Consider the following 16,773-nt stretch of genomic DNA (forward strand, 5'->3'; position numbering starts at 1 on the left):
CGATCTGGGCTGCCGAGAGTCCGGTCCCGAACGGCTCCCTGATCGATGAGATCGTCCGCGAAGGCGCGAGGCGGATGCTGGCCGCTGCCCTTGAGGTCGAAGTCCACACCTTATATGACCGAGTTGGCCGACGAGCGGATCGAGGACGTTTCCGACGTTTGGCCGTCCGCAAGGGGTACCACTAGGTCGTGTCTCTTTGCTGGGTTGGTCAGTTGATCGGATGTGTCTGTCCGATTAGTGATCACCGATGCGATGAGGGACCGGATGGCGCCGCTGATGCCGGCGGATCCGGTCCGCGGGCGGCGATGAGCCGACCGCCGCCGCCCTCTTGAGGCCATCGTGTGAAAGTACCGAACCTTTTCGCCTTGGCGGGACCTTCCCGACGAGCTCGGCTCATTCCAGACCGCTCACAAGCGGCTGAGCCGGATGGGCCGTCGACGGCCCCTGGGAGCTGGTCCTCGCCGAGGTCCTGGCCGTGGCAGACGCCGACGACGACACCGACACCGATTGGAGGGTGTCAGTGGACTGCACGGTCGTCCGGGCCCACCAGCACGCCGCCGGAGCACTCAAAGGGGGCACCCCACTGCGGCGAGCCCACCGATCACGCGCTCGGACGCTCCCACGGTGGGCTGAGCACCAAGGTCCACCTGGCCACAGACGGCCGCGCACGGCCCCTCGCCTTCACCGGCATCGCAGACCAAGGAGTGATGCACCCGCCTTCGAGACGGTGATGTCCCGCATCCGCGTCCCCCGCAGGCCCAGGGCAGGCCTCGGCCCCTGGGCGTTCTGGCCGACCGCGAGTACTCCTCACGCGCCATCCGCAGCCACCTACGGCGCCGGGGCATCCGCGCGGTCATCCCTCAGCCGTCCGACCAAGTCGGCCACCGCCTGCGGCGAGGCCGGGGCGGTGGCCGACCGCCCGCTTCCGACAGCGAGGCGTACAAGCAACGGAACACCGTCGAGCGGTGCATCAACCGCCTCAAGCAGCGGCGCGGACTGGCCACACGAACCGCCAAGCTCGCGATCGCCTACCAGGCCGCCCCCCCCTCGCGGGCCTCCTCATCTGGGCGCGAAAGTGATCAACGGGGCAGGACTCAGTGCCACCAGTCGATGTCTCCGCCGCTGTGAACCTTGGGTGCGGTCACCGCGCCGAACCAGGAGGATTGGCCATGATGCTCCATAGCTTCCGCCACCTCGTGGAGCCAAGAGCCCAAGCTGGGCCACCCCAGAAAGCACGCCTGGTCATCGTGAACAGCGTCACCGAGATGGTTCTGCCACATCCCTTCCCCGACATCAATGAAGTGGTCGTCTCCGTCATTTCCTGAGATGGGGACCCACTTCGTTCCCCACCAGGGAGATTCCGCCTGGTCTGGGTCGTCTGATTCCCATATCTCCATCCGCATCTCGCGGACCTCGATGATCTCGGACACCGAGTACAGCCTCCGGCAAGGGAGCACACCCAGCAGGGACGTATCTCCGTCGTGGCACCGCAGCGACTCACGGAGATCCGCAGGAAGCGGGAACCCCAAGCGTGACTCGGCTTCTTGAATGGACTGCCACGAAGCAGGGGGCCTGAGTTCTGTCAGCGCCTTCGGTGCGTACCGGGACAACCAGGCGTCGATGCGGCGCCAGGACATCGCGACCGGGGGCACGACAGGGTCTATGCCTCGTCGGGGAGGTTGCATCATCATGCGGAAAATCATCCACCGGGCTCATGTCAGTCAGTCACGTCAAGCCACTGGCCAGCCGCACGCGCATCCGTCGCGCGAAGCCAAAGAGACAGAACCTAGCCCCGGCAGGTCACCGCCGGCCGCCGGGTCGGTCGAGGTCAAGGCCCCGCGGGTGAACGACAAGCGGGTCGACGAGTGCGCACAACGAATCCCATCGAATCGACGTCCGCGACGGTACGGCTGGGGATCAAGGTCACCAAGGGCACTGGGAGTGCGGCCACCGTGTGATCGGGGGTAGCACGTCCCCGCCCCGGCCGGCCTCGACGTCGGCCAGCATGGTGCGGCAGGTGCAGACCCTTCGGATAGTCCACCATGCCCGCCCCCAAACGTCTGCGGCCGGATAGTCGCCCCACTTCCCCACTCCCCCGCGACTCGCCGCAGCCGGACCACGATCTAACGACGGCTTGACGGTCGCTCCTCGTCCAGCGGGCGTCTCGTCCGCCGCGCGACACAACAAAGCACGCTCCCCCCGTTGCCAGTAACGAAGCACTCTCCGCTCGTAGCCAGTGTGGAGGGGAGTCCGGATGACGGGTCAGGGCTATTACGGCGTAATAGCTGTGCGGCCTCAACGGCTCGGAGCGGCTGCTGGTGAGCGTGGCCTGGCAACGGCTGAGTGCCCGCTTTCCCGGGCAGAGCGTGGGCGCTGGTGTCACTACCGCCGGAGCTGATGGCCCGTTGTGCCGCAGCCCCGACCGCCCCGTCCTCCAGGTGGAACCGATGGACCAGTTCGTCGTATGAATCCCAGAGGTGTACTCCGGCAAGGTCGAAGAACTGTCGGGTGACGGTAACTCGTTGCCGAACCGGAGAGCCGAACGCGAGACCTTCATCCTCAGCTGCGCAGCCACTCAGCCCCACCGGCACCGCTGGTGAGGAGCGCACCTATTACGGCGTAATAGGTCCATGCCCAGTACAGTCCCCGCGCTGGAGCAAGGCTGTTGTGTTTTGTCCTGTCTCACTCAATCGAGTCGTTTCCTCAACGAACCGAGTCGTTCGGGCTGCTGTCTCAGCGACCCTAGTGCTCTCTGACCGGGGAAATTCGCCGTTCTGGCCGTTGGAACGGTGGGAAGGCGGTGACGTCCGTTGCGACGCATGTGAGTGGTCGCGGTGGCACTGCGGCCACCTCGATGCTGGCCGCGTCCGCCACGGCCACACCGCCAACGGGGCCGCTCCCTGACACGCCTTGGAAAAAGGTTGTGGGCCGCTGTCGATCCGGCCACGTCCCGTTCGACGTCATGATGTGCGGCGCCTCGCCACACGATGACGCGACAGGACCGGACGAGGAAACAAGTGGACCAACTTCTAAAAGTCATGAACTTCAACGTCTCGAGTGACGGAATCGGTGCCGGTGAGCACCAGAGTCTCGAGCGGCCGTTCGGCTATGACCATCCCGAGAGGCTGTTCGCCTGGGCCGGAGCCACGGCGAGCTGGCCCATGCGCACGGATCCCGGCGGGAGCCGGGGCCTCGACGACTACTTCACGCGAGACTTCGCACGCAACATCGGCGTAGAGATCATGGGCCGGAACAAGTTCGGGCCCCAGCGGGGCCCCTGGCAGAACCATGAGTGGCGCGGCTGGTGGGGGGAGGAGCCCCCGTTCCGCACGCCGGTGTTTGTCATGAGTCACCACAAGCGTCCGTCGTTCACACTCTCCGACACCACGTTCCACTTCGTCGACGGCGACCCGGCCACGGTCCTCGAACAGGCTCGGGAGGCGGCGCAAGGCAAGGACGTCCGACTCGGCGGCGGTGTCACCATCATCCGGCAGTTCCTTGATGCCGGCCTCGTCGACACCATGCATGTGGCGGTCTCGCCGGTGAAGCTCGGGTCCGGACTACGACTCTGGGAGTCCCCCGATGAGCTGCTCGACCGACTCCACCTGGAGGTCGTGCCCAGCCCGAGCGGCGTGACGCACCACCTGTTCTGGCGAAGGTGACACGAGGGCCCACTCGAGTTCAGGCCACGACTGCGAGGGGGCGTCCGCCCCAGCGGATGCCCCCTCGCAGCCGATGCGGGCACGTTCCTTGCCCTGAGCGGCGAGTACGTGCGCGCTGACCGCATGTCGGGGTCATACCGCTCCCGCCCCGCTTCCGGATCAGCGGCGGGTCCCTCAGGCCACCGTTCCATCATCGCCCCCGCTCAGACTGAACGGAGCCCAGCGTCGAAGCGCTCTTCCTCCTGTTGACCGGCAATGAACAAGCCGTTGCCCTCTCGACTCCATCCGTCGGACAACCCTCAGGCACGTTCCATCTCAACGAAGCGAGTCCACGCGGCGTCTCGCCCAAACCAGTCCACGCAGGTCAGCGGCATGCGGACAACTGACTTCGCTGAGACAGGACATGTTTCGCTCGGACTGACGCATCGTTGAATGACCCTGTTTCACATTCTGTGAAACAGGGTTTGGTGGGACAGGATGTCGGCATGACGAGACGCGCCCGGAGTTCGGCCCGCCCCACGAAACCGCTGATCAGAGCGCCGATGCGAATCGGTCCCCTGGATGCTCCCGCTGTCGTCGGCGAGCTGCGTCAGATGCACGAGGACGCTGAGGATCCAGACGTGGAGCGCATGCCTGCCGATGACGAACTGTTCGGCGCACTCCTCTACGCCGAGAAACACGCCCAGGCGCTACGGAGGCAGTCTCCTCAGGTACAGCAGGCTGCAGCTCTCAAGCGGGTGCAGTTGTGGGAGTACCTGCGTGAGCAGACTGAGATCCATCAGGCACGTGCAGTGGATGACGCCCGAGCCGCCGGGGCCCAGTGGATTCAGTTGGCTCCAGCGATGGCAGTGGCCGCGCCGAGTGCCGCCTACAACAAAGCGAAGCGGCTGAAGGCCGTCGAGCTGATCGACGAGACTCCCCGAGCGAACCACGTCCGCCGGACGCCTGAGGCAGTTCTCGAAGCGGAGCGCCGAATCGCGCTGGAGCAGGCTGCCGAGCGCCGAGCTCAGGAAGCAGCACAGCGACGGCATGAGCTCCTGGTGCCGGTGGCCACTCGGTTGTTGGAAGAACGCGAGGCATTGCTGCGGGACGATGACGTCGACTACTGGTTGGAGGAGATCGAGGCCGTACTCCCCCACTGCCAGACACCGCTGCAAATGGTGAGCCTCAAGCGCTATCTCGACGCAGCCCTGCGTGCCCTGACCAAACTGGAGAAGCAGACAGCTCGTTCTGTCGCACTGACTGAGGATGCTCGGCTGGCGTTGTCTGCAGCTCTTGAACTCCAACCCGGACCGGGCGGGAGCAGAGAGGCCGGCTCCTCGGAGAACGAACCGCCCGATGCCTGAGCGGCACCGGGTCTGCGCTTGGGCTCGCTGCCTACGTCTGCTCGCTCTGCCTATTACGCCGTAATAGGCAGAGCGAGCAGAGGTAACAGAGAAGAGGGAGAGCCCCGCGACTGGCTCTGTCCGTTGCGGACGAGGCGGATCGTCGTGGTTGTCGGCTGCTGAGGGAACGGTCGATCGATCGCTCCTCGTTGCCAGCGCCCACTTGTCGAGCCGTGATCTCGCGCTGGTGACATGTCTCAATGAAGAGTCGGTCGGCCCAGACGATCCATCAGGTCATTGGTGTGACCATCGACTGCAATGAGTCATCGGGACAACCAACAGTGGTTCAGGCCGACTACGTCTGATGGGCATCCCGCTTCAGAGAGATCAGAGCCAGCCAGCCCCCTGAGCCATCCACGGCACCGTAGCTATTACGCCGTAATAGGTCTGAGGGCTCGACAGATCACTGAAGGTTCAGGGCCGGAGCCTGGTTCGGGAAGTTCAGGTACTTCGGGAGACTTGGGGGCTTGTGGGGAGAGATGTGGGCGGGGAGAGTGGATTGGTCCCATGTGATGGTGAACCCGGCCGAGCTATTACGCCGTAATAGGGGTGACGGGGTCCTTCCTCATCACCAAGTCGCACTAACTAACGTGTCGGCGCGGTGGATGATCTAGGACGTTAGTAAGGTAGCGCCATGAGTATGCCAGCCACCTCAAGCGACCGGGCAAAGGTCGTCTCCAAACTGCCGGGATGGCTCGAGCAAAAGCTCAAAGTCAGAACCGCCCAACTCGGCATCGAAGTCCAGACCGCCGTCGAGCAGGGCATCGCCGCCTGGTGTGACCTTGCCTCGCCCACGGCCTCGGTCGACACCACTGGAGCCCAGTCCTTCTCCACCTTCCTGCCGCCCGGGCAGTGGGAGGAGTTCCGGAGCATCGCGGAGGACCGGCGCGTATCTCTGATCCAAGGTCTCGCCCAGTCCGTCCAGCTCTGGATCGACACGAACCCCGCGCCGGATGTCCAACGCCCGGACATCACCCGCCGTATCGTCGTCTGCAACCAGAAGGGCGGCGTGGGCAAGACCGCCATCACCGCGGGGGTGGGTGAGGCCCTGTCGGAGGACCCGAACCGCCTGTTTCCGGTGCGCATCGCCAAGGCTCTGGCTTCTGCCCTTCGCGCCGGTGACACCGGTGCCGACCCAGCCGGCACGGCCAACGCCCCGCTCGAGATCGAGAAGCTTCCCGGACACGGACTCCGTGTTCTGCTGGTCGACTTCGATCCGCAGTGCCACCTCACCAACCAACTGGGCGCGGCCCCGGTGGCGCTGAACGGTGACAGCCTCACGAACCACATGGCCGGTGACCCGAAGGGTGAGCTGCGGGATCTGATCGTCTCCGTCGACGACGATCACTTCAGCGGGCGGCTGCATCTCCTGCCCGCGTGCCACGACGCATTCCTTCTCGACGTACGTCTGTCCGCGGTGCGCGCCCGTGAGGCTGCTCTTGAGCGGGCCCTGATGCCGCTCGAAGCCGATTACGACGTAATCATCGTGGACTGCCCGCCCAGCCTCGGCCTCAGCATGGACGCCGCCGCCTACTACGGACGCCGTCGCGACGGTGAGGGACCGGGCCAGTCCGGAGCGCTCATCGTTGTCCAGGCCGAGGACAGCTCCGCCGACGCCTACGACTTGCTGACGAAACAGATGGAGGATCTCCGTAACGACCTCGCCCTCGACATCGACTACTTGGGCATCGTCGTCAACCTCTACGACGGTCGGCGTGGATACATCGCCACGTCGTCTCTGCAGGGCTGGATCGACGTAAAGGATCCGCGAGTCGTCGGCCTCATCGCCGACCTCAAGGAACAGAAGGAAGCCGTGCGGATGAAGCAGCCTCTGCTGAGTTACGCGCCCGCCTCGCAGCAGGCCATCGCCATGCGCGCACTGGCCCGGGAGATCTCATGAGCAAGGCCGACCAGCTGGGTGCCGGACGCTTCGGGGGAGGGACCCGGCCCGTCAGCGCCCGTCGGGTCGCCGTCGGGGTCGCCACCGGTGTGCCCAGCGGCGGAGTGGCTCCTGCAGGAAAGCGAGTGGACACGGTCCCGACACCCGGGCAGCCGACAGCATGGCCATCGAGCCGGACTCCTCTAAGGTCGAGTCGGATGCTGTGCGTCGACTCCCTTACGACGACGGCGGGTTCATCGCGATACACCTCATCCAGAAGATGAGCGACTTCGAGTTCGAGTTCGAAGGATGCTGGACATCCTGAACAAGCATCAGAGCAAGCGGGTCAGCTCTCGGACCAGCGCTTCCTGATCACCACGCCTGTGGCCGGCACGAGCATCGTCTCCTGCCGGCCACAGGCGTTTCCGGCTATTACGGCGTACTAGGGCCGGCTCTCCTCGCCTGGCCGCGCGCTGTCCTCGCCGTTCCTCGAGGGCGACGGGTCGGCAGCTCCTCAGCCCTGGCGGGCTTGCGGTGCCCCGACGTGACGGCTCGCGCCTCCTGGCCGCTGCTCCTTGTGGCGGGTTCAAAGACTTGTAGCGTGGCTGGCCCCGGTGGGGCTGACCGCGGCATACGCGCGCCTGAGTGATTTCCTTCCGGTTCGTCGTGGCTGGCTTTCTGTGGTGCGGGTGAGTGGGGAAGGGGGTGGCTGGGCCGTTGAGTCATGGGAACAGGCTCCGTTTCAGATGCCGAAACGGGCAGCCGTTCGCAGGCTGTTGGGAGGAGGTCCAGGCAGTGGGGGAGCGGACTACGGCGCTGTGTCACAAGGTAAGAGAGCGACATCTCCAAAACGCCTCTGACCTGCGGAAATATCTGCTTGGGCCAAGATCGTACGAACTGCCAGGCAGATCCTGTGACCGCGGAGGCAGATCAAGGGAACTGAGTACCCAGTTCCAGGGGACGCGCCACTCAGTCTTCTGGGACTGCTAGCCCTGTTCTGTGGACTGGCAGGCAGTTCTGAAGAACCGCCACCACGTCTACAGGAGCTGAGTACCACTGTTCCAGAACAGCGGCAGATTGATGTCACGTTCATGTCTCGCCCGGCTGTGAACCATGGGGGAGGGCTGCGCGCGTGTCTCGACGGGCAAGCGACACGGCCGACAGGCGGAGTTAATTGACTTCCTGCTCATGTACGTTAAGTTCATGAGAGCGGTCCGAAGGCCGCCCCCAAGGAGCAGTGCGGCAACGACCCATGCACGGAGGGCCTGTTGGGAGCAGTACGCAGACTGGTCGACGCCGACACCGGCGAGCCGATCCCCTATGCGCCGTATGCCTTCTCCGGCAGGCATACCCAGGTGGACAAATCCAGGGTCGAGGCCATCACCGAGTCGAGGGCCTTCACGCCCAGTCAGAAATTTCTCGTCCTCTGGTGGATCGGCGTGTCACCTGAGGGCATGGAGCCGTTGAGAGCCACGGGAGCCGACATCGGCAAACGGGTGGGTATGTCGACGGACGCGGTAGGGAAAATCAACAGGAAGCTCACAAAGCACCGGATCCTGGTCGTCCGCGGACGTATCGGGAACTACAACCTGTACCGCATCAGTCCTTACATTGCTTTTCACGGGACAGGCGTGGAACAGCGTGAAGCGGTGAAAGCATGTAATCCACCGCACATCCCTGGCTTCGACGAGGACACCCCAGCACGGTGGGAGGCAAAGTGACCAGCGACGACAAGCAGCAGAACCTCAGGCTGCTGAAGGCCACGGCCGGCATGACCGCCAACCAGCGTCTCGTCGTCATGCTTTACGCCCTGCACCCGACGGAGTGCTCAGGCGCCGTTCTGGAGACCGCGGCCCAACTGGCCGAGCTGGTCGGCATGGCGCCGACCGTCTTCTCCAGAACGCGGAAGCAGGTCATCGGGCTCGGTTGGCTTGAGGAGACCGAGAAGATCGGGCACATCAAGTACTACCGCCTCACCCCTGGGCGACTGGGGGAGCGGGTCGTCATCCCTCTCCGGCGGGCCACCTGAGGCGTCCCGCGGATCGTGCCTTATGTACGTCACGTCAATGAGGGGCGATCCCTGGGACGCCACGTCTGCCGTCCGGGCAATGCCGCCGTCGTCTTGGACGGTCGTGCCGTGCGCTGGGCCTTCCTTTGCGCGAAGCCCGTAAATGGGGCGAATGGTTGCTAATTCACCCTCTCTTCGAACAGTTCGATTCTTCGCTCAGAACGATTCTCCTGGAGAGGGGTGCGTCGCCGCCCGGGCGGTTTCCGTGCTGGAACGGCTCCAGAGAGACGATTTGGGAGCCTTCAGCGATGAGGTGTCAGCTACGCAGGAAGCGCAGTGATTTCGCTGGTGTGCTATCCCTCACTCCTCGACTGAAGGTGTGAACCCGCGCCGGGCCGATTCCGGTTGTGCCGACGAGGTGCATTGCACAACGTCGAAGGCGGAAGGTCAGCCATGGTAAGCAGCGAACTCGCCGACAAGGTGGCTCAGCTCATCGAGAAGCCGATGCCGTTGAGCATCGTTCAGGCCGGTGATCCCGTACTCCGGCAGAAGACCGCCTACTACGACGGGCAACTCGACGACGAGACTCTGCAGCGGCTGATCGTCCGGATGCGCGAGACGATGGAGCAGACCCACGGGGCTGTCGGACTGGCCGCGCCGCAGGTCGGGCTTCCGTTGCGGCTGGCGGTGTTGGCGACGCCCGCGGAGTTCGCCGACCGGTTGATCGAGCGCGGACAGCAGCCGGTGCCGTTCACCGTGCTGGTCAATCCGTCGTACGCGGCTGTGGGCTCGCAGCGGGCGGCGAGTTTTGAAGGGTGCCTCAGTGTCGACGGCTGGCAGGCCGTGGTGACGCGTCCCGACCAGATCAAGCTGACTCGCGAGGACGAGACGGGACAGCGCCTCGTGGAGGAGTACGCGGGGCTCGGCGCGCGGATCGTGCAGCACGAGACCGATCACCTCGACGGGATGCTCTACCTCGACCGTGCCGAACTGCGGTCCCTCAGCACGACGGAGCAGTTGATGGAGCGGTGGGGACCCACGGGACTCGCGGCCGCCGCCAAGCAGCTCGGCTTCCCGCTTCCCTAACCAGCCTTCTGCGTACGGCAGTTGCGGTCACAGCCAGCCGCGGCGGGCGGCCTGCCAGGCGAGCTGCAGGCAGGTGCCGGCCCGGACTCGAATCGCTGCCGTCGTCACCGAGCACCTTGCCGACGGGCAGGTCGGCGCCGGGCGCCACGCCCTTGCGGGCGCCTCCGGAAGCCGGGCCACTGCCGCCGACGATGGAGGCGGTGTGCCGTGGCCGTAGGGGTCGTCGGTTGTCGGGCTGTCGGAGAAGTTGGCCGTGTTGGCGACCCGTCCGGCCAGGTCCGGGTGGGTCTGGTCGACTTCCGTGTCCAGGACGGCGACCTTGACTCCCTCCCCGTGTGCGCCCCGTCTGCGAGACCGTCGGGGCGCCGATCTGTGCGGTGCTGCGGTCGAGGACGGCGGGCACCCGGCCGTCCAGCCATACACGGGGACGGCGGATCTCTTCGACTGGGCCTGGCCGGGCGCCAGTTGGTCCCAGAAGCGGCTCAGGTCGTCCTGCGCGACGTGCAGTGAAGGTCGCCAACAAGCGGATGTTTCTAGGTGTCTGCAATCACCACCTTGACGGGTGACGCGAGAGGCTGCCATGATTACGTCACCACCTCAACCGGTGACACAAAAAGTGTCTGGTGAGAGGTGACCGAACACCTTTCGACCCAGATGGGGAGCCCCAGTCATGGCAGTCAGCTACACCGCCGTTGTCGACGTCGACGGAGAGGGCCGGAACGGCGGTCACGTCCGCTCCTCCGACGGTCTGCTGGAGACCAGCCTCGCCCTCCCCAAGGAGCTCGGCGGCGCCGGCACCGCGACCAACCCCGAGCAGCTCCTGGCCGCCGGCTGGGCCGCCTGCTTCCTCGGCGCCCTCCGCCGCGCCGCCACCTCCCGCAAGATCCGGCTGACCAGCACCACCATCACCGCCGAGATCACCCTCACCCACGGCGACGACGGCGAGTTCTCCCTCTCCGCGGTCCTCAGCCCCGTGCTCGGCGGCGTGGACCAGGCCACCGCCCAGGAACTCGCGGAGGCCGCCCACCAGATCTGCCCCTACTCCAAGGCCACGCGCGGCAACATCCCCGTCACCATCAACGCCAGCGCCGCCGCCTGACCCGTCCCGCCCCTTGACCGCGGGTCCCGTGTTCTCCCCCTTCGCCCCCCTGCACGGGACCCGCCACCCCTCCCCGACACACCCGCACCGCCGACCGAAGAGCGAGACAGGACATGGCTTCCCTGACGCACACACACATACGGAGCGCCAAGCACCGACGAACCGCTCTCGAACGTGTCTCCGGCGACCGGCCGCCTGGTGGCGAGGCAAGCTCAAAGGAGTGTGCGTGGCCGACGGACACACAGGTGTGGAACTGGGCGGAGAGCGCGCTGCTGTCCGGGTACGGCCCGGCGGCCCCGAACTTCCTCTGACGGACGCGGGCCACACGGAAAGACCGGTCCGACACTGGATCGTGCCGAACCGGTCATCTCGCTACGAAGGAGACGTCAGTGGTGCCGGCCGTGACGTGTGAGAACACCCCCGACGGCGGTGGCCATCACACTCTCACCCGTGGCGTTGGGGTGCACCGGCGCGGCCGGCGTCTCCGGGGCGAAGGTCTCGATCCACCGCTCGCCGGTCGGCTTGCAGAGGTCGTGACCGACGGTCGGCGTGTACGTGTTCACGTACTTCGCGCCGCCCTGCCAAGCCTCGCGGGCCAGCATCGCGTTGAGCTCCTTCTCCTTGTCACGGAGCCAGGCGAAGTCACCCGCGGCCAGCGGCACGGTCTTGCTGGTGCAGCCCACGCCGTCGTCGGGGAAGAGGTCGGGGTAGCCGACCACCACGACGCGGGCGTGCGGCGCCCGCCTGTGGATGCCGCGCAGCACCTGCGCGACCTTCGGCCCGGTCCGGGCGATCGCGTCCGTGACCTGGTCCGTGCCGGTGCCCGTGAAGTGCGTCTGGCACGGGGTGCCCGCGGGGTTGCCGGAGGTGAGCTGGGCGCAGGTGCCCAGCACCGTCGAGAAGCCGATGTCGTTGCCGCCGATGGTGAGCGTGACCAGGTCGGTGCCCCGGTTGAGGGCGTCGAGCTGCGGCGCGACGCCGTCAGTCTCCGAGGCCGTCATGTCGTCGGTGGTGGCACCCGAGCAGCTGACGTCGGTCAGCGTCGCGGACCGCGACTGCGCCACCAGCGAGGGGTAGTTCTGGTTGGAGCGCAGGCAGGTCGCGTCGACCTGGGTGGACACGAGCGGCGCCGAGGCGTAGGAGTCGCCGAGAGCGACGTAGTCCACCTTGTGCAGGCTCTCCGTGGCCGTGCTCGCCGCAGCCGTTCCGGCCGGGGCGAGGGCCACCCCGGCGGAGAGGAGTGCGGCACCCACCGTAAGAGCGCGTCCGGCGCGGGAGGTGGGGAAGAGTTTCCTCAAGATCTGTCCTTCCGTGATCGGTCGATGGGCTCCGCCCGGCGGTGCGTCGCAGTCGGAGGCCGTGTTTGGTCGAAGGCCGTGGACTGCACTGTGCGCGCACACCTGGTTGAAGACGGAACACCCAACATTCACACGTATCCGACAGTCGTCAGGTGCCGGTGGCTTCGGTAACGACTTGGTCAACGTCGGCGGGAACGGCCGACGGCACACCTTGCGCATGCGGAGAACCGTCACTTAAGGACCCGACACCTGGGCCCGGCTGGAACATACCGTCAGGTTACTGATGCCACACGTGTCGCCCACATCCGACACTGAACCCCATAACAGAACCATCGAGAGCGAGAACACAGCCATGGACATGAAGCTCGAAGTCGTCATCCTGCCCGTCTCCGGCGTGGACCGCGCCAAGGGCTTCTACGTGGAGCAGCTCGGCTGGCGCCTCGACGCCGACTTCCCGATCAACGACGGCTACCGGATCGTGCAGGTCACCCCGCCCGGCTCCGAGTGTTCCATCATCTTCGGGGAGGGCCTCACCCAGCAGGAGGCGGGTACGCTCCACGGCCTTCAGCTGACCGTCACCGACATCGTGAAGGCCAAGGAGGAGCTGACCTCCCGCGGTGTCGAGGTCTCCGGCCCGTTCCGCGACGAGACCGGCGCCTTCCACCACGTCGGCGACAGCCACCGGGTGCCCGGCCCGCACCCCGAGCGGGCCAGCTACGGAACCTTCGCCGCCTTCAAGGACCTCGACGGCAACGAGTGGTTCCTCCAGGAGGTCACCGAGCGCGCCCCCGGCCGCTGACCCGGTCCCGGCGCGGCTGACCTCCCCGCCGCGTCGGGACCGTCACCTCATGACGGACCACGACACCCGTCCGACCGATGCCCCCCTTCGGACCGACACCTTTCGGACCGACACCTGTCAGGCCGACGTCCATCGGGCCGAGACGTCCATCGGACGACGTCCGACCGACGTCCATCGGACCGACACCCATCCGACCGGGAACCGTCCACCGGAGGACACATGACGACCGAGAACATCCGCACGTATGACGTCATTGTGATCGGCGCAGGCCCGGTCGGCGAGAACGTCGCGGACCGCACCACCGCCGCGGGCCTGAGCACCCTCATCGTGGAGAGCGAACTCGTCGGCGGCGAGTGCTCGTACTGGGCCTGTGAGCCCAGCAAGGCCCTGCTGCGGCCCGCCCTGCTCCGCGCCGACGCCGTGCACGTCCCGGGTCTCGACCCCGCCGTCAAGAGCCCGTTGGACGTCGATGCCGTCCTGGCACACCGCAACCGTATGTCCGCCGACTGGAAGGACGACGGCCAGGTCGAATGGCTCGAGTCGGTCGGCATCGAGCTGCTGCGCGGCCACGGACGCCTGGCGGGGGAGCGCGAGGTGACGGTGGAGACGCCCGACGGCGGCACCGTCCGCCTGCGCGCCCGCCACGCCGTCGCCGTGTGCACGGGCAGCGGCGCGGCCCTGCCCCCGCTTCCCGGCATCGAGGAGCTGCGGCCCTGGACCAGCCGGGAGGCGACCAGTGCTCAACAGGCGCCGCAGCGCCTCGTGATCGTCGGTGCCGGTGTGGTGGGCGTCGAGATGGCCACCGCCTGGCAGGCCCTCGGCACCCGGGTGACCCTGCTCGCCCGTGAGGAGGGGCTGCTGCCCCGGATGGAGCTCTTCGCGGGCGAACTGGTCACCGAGCGCCTGCGGGAGGCCGGTGCGGACGTCCGCTTCGGCATCTCCGTCGTCGGCGCGGAGCGGAGCGGCGACGGCGAGGTCAGGGTCATGCTGTCGGACGGCGGAGAGATCACCGCCGACGAGATCCTGTTCGCCACCGGCCGCGTCCCGCGCTCGACGGACATCGGGCTCGACACCGTAGGACTGAAGCCGGGCGACTGGATCGCCACCGACGACAGCCTGACCGTCACCGCCGTCCCTGGGAACTGGCTGTACGCCGTCGGCGACGTCAACCGCCGGGCTCTCTTCACCCACCAGGGCAAGTACCAGGCCCGTGTCGCCGGCGCCGTGATCGCCGCCCGTGCCAAGGGGGAGGGGCTGGACACCGGCCGCTGGGCGCCGCACAGCAGCACCGCCGACATCGAGGCCGTCCCGGGCGTCGTGTTCACCGACCCCGAGGTCGTCGGCGTGGGCCTGACCGTCCGGGAGGCCGAGCGCACCGGCCGCGACGTCGAGGTCGTCGACTACGAGATCGGCCACCTCGCGGGCGCCCTCCAGTACCGCCCCGACTACAAGGGCAGGGCCAGGATCCTGATCGACCGGGACCGCCAGGTCGTCGTCGGTGCCACCTTCGTCGGACCAGGCGTCGGCGAACTGCTGTACTCGGCGACCGTCGCCATCACCGGCGAGGTGCCCGTCGAGCGTCTGTGGCACGCCGTACCCGCCTTTCCCACCATCAGCGAGGTGTGGCTGCGGCTGCTGGAGACGAGGCGGGACTCGTGACCACCGCACGTGACCTCACGCTCGTCGCCCTGGGCCTGCCGCCCGACCGGCCCGTGGAACAGGGCGACCTGTCCCTCGCGCTCGCCGGGGCCGAGGCGGTCGATCTTCTGGAGAGCGGGGCGCTGACGCTGGACGGTGACCGGCTCGTGCCCGGCGCGCCGGTGGCGACCGGCGACCGGCTGCTGGACCAGGCGGACGCCGCGCTCGTCCGGCGGGAGCCGTACGAGACGGTCGACGCCTGGCTGTGGCGCCGCGGCAGTGAACTCGCCGCCGCCTACCTCGACGATTTGGAGCGGGCCGGGCTCATCACCCACCCGGCGGGCCACGGCTTCCGGCTGCGGTTCGCGCCGGCCGTGCCGGCCGATTCGCAGGCCCGCCGCGACGCGGAGGAACGCAGGACGTCCGGCGAGCCCGTCCTCGCTGCTCTGCTCGCGGCTGCGGGCATTGCGGAGGCCCCGTCCCAGGCCCCCGAGAGCCCGATCGGGGACGCCGTCACGACCGTGCTGGCCGCGGTCGGCGACGCGGTGACACAACTGGAGGCCGTACGACTGCGGCGGGACGTCGAGAACGCCGCGTTCGACAATGTGTGGCGGGGCTAGAACGCCGGGTGTTTTCGCCGCCTGCGCTTCCGAGACACATGTGAGTAGAGAACTCACACTTGTCTTGTGGACCTCCAGAGGCTGGGCGGGATGATCCGATACCTCGAGCCGCAGCCGCCCGGACGCACGCAGACTCGCCGTGCGGACCTCCTACGGCAACACCCGCCGGCTGATCGGCCGTCGGCTTCCGCGGACGGGGCGCCGACGCCGGGTGAACCTTTTGCCCCCGGAGGTCCGTAGAGGTAGCGGGAGCGCAGGGAGCCCGGGTGTCATACACGCGCCCGTCGGCCGCGTCGTGAGGAGAGGTGGGCAGTCAAGATCGGTATCGGGCTTCCCAACCAGGTCCGCGACGTCCGGCCCGATGCCGTCCCGGCCTGGGCCAGGGCGTCGGAGGAGGCCGGGTTCAGCTCGCTCGGTTCGCTCGGGCGCATCGCCTACCCCGGAGTCATGGACACTGTCGCCCTTGCGGCGGCGGCGGGCGCCACCCGCGAGATCGGTCTGGTCAGCACACTGCTGCCGACCCCGGTGTGGCCGCCGGTCCTGCTGGCCAAGGAGGTCGCGGGCATCGACGCGGTCTCCGGCGGCCGGCTCACTCTCGGCCTCGGACTGGGCGGGCGCGCCGACGATTTCGTGGTGGACGGCCTCGGCCCGCGCGGCACCGGAAAGCGGCTGGACCAGGACATCGACACCTACCGCAGTGTCTGGCGCGGTGAGGTGCCGCCCGGCTGCGAGAACCCGGCCGTGCCCGGCGGCACCCCTGAGGTGTCGCTGCTGTTCGGCGGCATGGCGCAGGCGTCGTTCGACCGGGTCGCCAGGGTGGGCCGGGGATACATCGGCCCGTCGGCGGCACCCGCGCTCGTCGCCCCGGCCTTCGACCGCGCACGTGGGGCCTGGCGGGCGGCCGGACGCGAGGGCACGCCGTACCTCGTTGCCCTCGCGTACTTCGCCCTGGGGGACGAGGACCGCGGCCGAGCCAACGTCTACGACTACTACCGTCCGGCCGGACCGGACGGAGCCCGGGCCCGGGCCGCCGAGATGAGCGGGGGAGCCGATGCCGTACGGGCGACGATCAAGGCCTATGAGGCACTCGGCGTCGACGAACTCATGCTCCACCCCACCGTCGACGACCTCGACGAGGTAGCACGGCCGGCGGATGTGGTCCTGTAGGGCCCCGCAGGGACTGTAGGGACTGTGGAGAGAAACTCTCGTCGCCACGCTCCCAGGTGCCTCACCCGTCCCGCGCGGCGGACTGTGTCGCCCGCGGGACGAGCGGAGGTGTCAGTCGGAGCCGACCGCCAC

At 67.4% G+C, this 16,773-nt stretch carries 14 protein-coding genes and 1 pseudogene; 12 read left to right on the top strand and 3 right to left on the bottom strand.

The genetic code is table 11. The features are described 5' to 3' along the window. Nucleotides 1–222: 222 nt before the first annotated feature. Nucleotides 223–1,079 (top strand): annotated as a pseudogene (locus ACFY16_RS31985) (IS5 family transposase). 15 nt (nt 1,080–1,094) lie between these two features. On the opposite strand, the gene ACFY16_RS31990 reads toward ACFY16_RS31985, so the two are convergent. Then, entirely contained in the window at nt 1,095–1,703 is a 609-nt protein-coding gene (locus ACFY16_RS31990) for an SMI1/KNR4 family protein (RefSeq protein ID WP_390650700.1), read from the bottom strand. Between the two features lie 1,314 nt (nt 1,704–3,017). Here ACFY16_RS31990 and ACFY16_RS31995 point away from each other — a divergent pair. The 6 genes from ACFY16_RS31995 (at nt 3,018) to ACFY16_RS32020 (ending at nt 10,020) form a co-directional block, all read left to right on the top strand. After that, nucleotides 3,018–3,662 carry a dihydrofolate reductase family protein gene (locus tag ACFY16_RS31995; protein WP_390650782.1) on the top strand — a complete coding sequence of 215 codons (645 nt, stop codon included), beginning with the start codon at nt 3,018–3,020 and terminating at the stop codon, nt 3,660–3,662. Nucleotides 3,663–4,291: 629 nt separating this feature from the next. After that, complete coding sequence (locus ACFY16_RS32000; protein WP_390650783.1) at nt 4,292–5,008, top strand: hypothetical protein; 717 nt, start codon at nt 4,292–4,294, stop codon at nt 5,006–5,008. Between the two features lie 673 nt (nt 5,009–5,681). After that, nucleotides 5,682–6,947: a ParA family protein gene (locus ACFY16_RS32005; protein WP_390650701.1), complete on the top strand. Its 1,266-nt coding sequence runs from the start codon at nt 5,682–5,684 to the stop codon at nt 6,945–6,947. A gap of 1,247 nt (nt 6,948–8,194) precedes the next feature. Further along, the gene (locus tag ACFY16_RS32010; protein ID WP_390650702.1) at nt 8,195–8,647 is read left to right on the top strand and encodes a MarR family transcriptional regulator; all 453 of its coding nucleotides are present in this window, start codon (nt 8,195–8,197) and stop codon (nt 8,645–8,647) included. Then, the gene (locus tag ACFY16_RS32015; RefSeq protein ID WP_390650703.1) at nt 8,644–8,955 is read left to right on the top strand and encodes a replication initiation protein, RepL2; all 312 of its coding nucleotides are present in this window, start codon (nt 8,644–8,646) and stop codon (nt 8,953–8,955) included. The genes ACFY16_RS32010 and ACFY16_RS32015 overlap by 4 nt, the downstream gene beginning before the upstream one ends. A gap of 432 nt (nt 8,956–9,387) precedes the next feature. After that, a complete protein-coding gene (locus tag ACFY16_RS32020) occupies nt 9,388–10,020 on the top strand; it encodes a peptide deformylase (RefSeq protein WP_390650704.1) in 633 nt (210 codons plus the stop codon). Nucleotides 10,021–10,047: 27 nt separating this feature from the next. On the opposite strand, the gene ACFY16_RS32025 is transcribed toward ACFY16_RS32020, so the two are convergent. Next, nucleotides 10,048–10,602, bottom strand: coding sequence for a S8 family serine peptidase (locus ACFY16_RS32025; RefSeq protein ID WP_390650705.1), 555 nt, complete (start codon nt 10,600–10,602; stop codon nt 10,048–10,050). A gap of 88 nt (nt 10,603–10,690) precedes the next feature. On the opposite strand from ACFY16_RS32025, the gene ACFY16_RS32030 reads away from it, so the two are divergent. Beyond that, the gene (locus ACFY16_RS32030) at nt 10,691–11,119 is read left to right on the top strand and encodes an organic hydroperoxide resistance protein (RefSeq protein ID WP_390650706.1); all 429 of its coding nucleotides are present in this window, start codon (nt 10,691–10,693) and stop codon (nt 11,117–11,119) included. 386 nt (nt 11,120–11,505) lie between these two features. Here the strand turns inward: ACFY16_RS32030 and ACFY16_RS32035 are convergent, their stop codons facing one another. Further along, entirely contained in the window at nt 11,506–12,420 is a 915-nt protein-coding gene (locus ACFY16_RS32035) for an SGNH/GDSL hydrolase family protein (protein WP_390650784.1), read from the bottom strand. A 349-nt stretch (nt 12,421–12,769) separates the two neighbouring features. On the opposite strand from ACFY16_RS32035, the gene ACFY16_RS32040 reads away from it, so the two are divergent. From ACFY16_RS32040 to ACFY16_RS32055, 4 genes are all read left to right on the top strand, one after another. Further along, nucleotides 12,770–13,216 (top strand): VOC family protein, encoded by a 447-nt coding sequence (locus ACFY16_RS32040; protein WP_390650707.1) that lies wholly within the window; start codon nt 12,770–12,772, stop codon nt 13,214–13,216. A 219-nt stretch (nt 13,217–13,435) separates the two neighbouring features. Further along, entirely contained in the window at nt 13,436–14,875 is a 1,440-nt protein-coding gene (locus ACFY16_RS32045; RefSeq protein ID WP_390650708.1) for a dihydrolipoyl dehydrogenase family protein, read from the top strand. Continuing rightward, nucleotides 14,872–15,474 carry a GPP34 family phosphoprotein gene (locus tag ACFY16_RS32050; RefSeq protein ID WP_390650709.1) on the top strand — a complete coding sequence of 201 codons (603 nt, stop codon included), beginning with the start codon at nt 14,872–14,874 and terminating at the stop codon, nt 15,472–15,474. Before ACFY16_RS32045 ends, ACFY16_RS32050 begins: the two co-directional genes overlap by 4 nt. Nucleotides 15,475–15,798: 324 nt before the next feature. Further along, nucleotides 15,799–16,641, top strand: a complete 843-nt coding sequence (locus tag ACFY16_RS32055; RefSeq protein WP_390650785.1) for an LLM class flavin-dependent oxidoreductase — start codon at nt 15,799–15,801, stop codon at nt 16,639–16,641. Nucleotides 16,642–16,773: the final 132 nt, after the last annotated feature.

The sequence above is a fragment of the Streptomyces sp. NPDC001315 genome, assembly GCF_042896175.1.
Classification (GTDB): domain Bacteria; phylum Actinomycetota; class Actinomycetes; order Streptomycetales; family Streptomycetaceae; genus Streptomyces.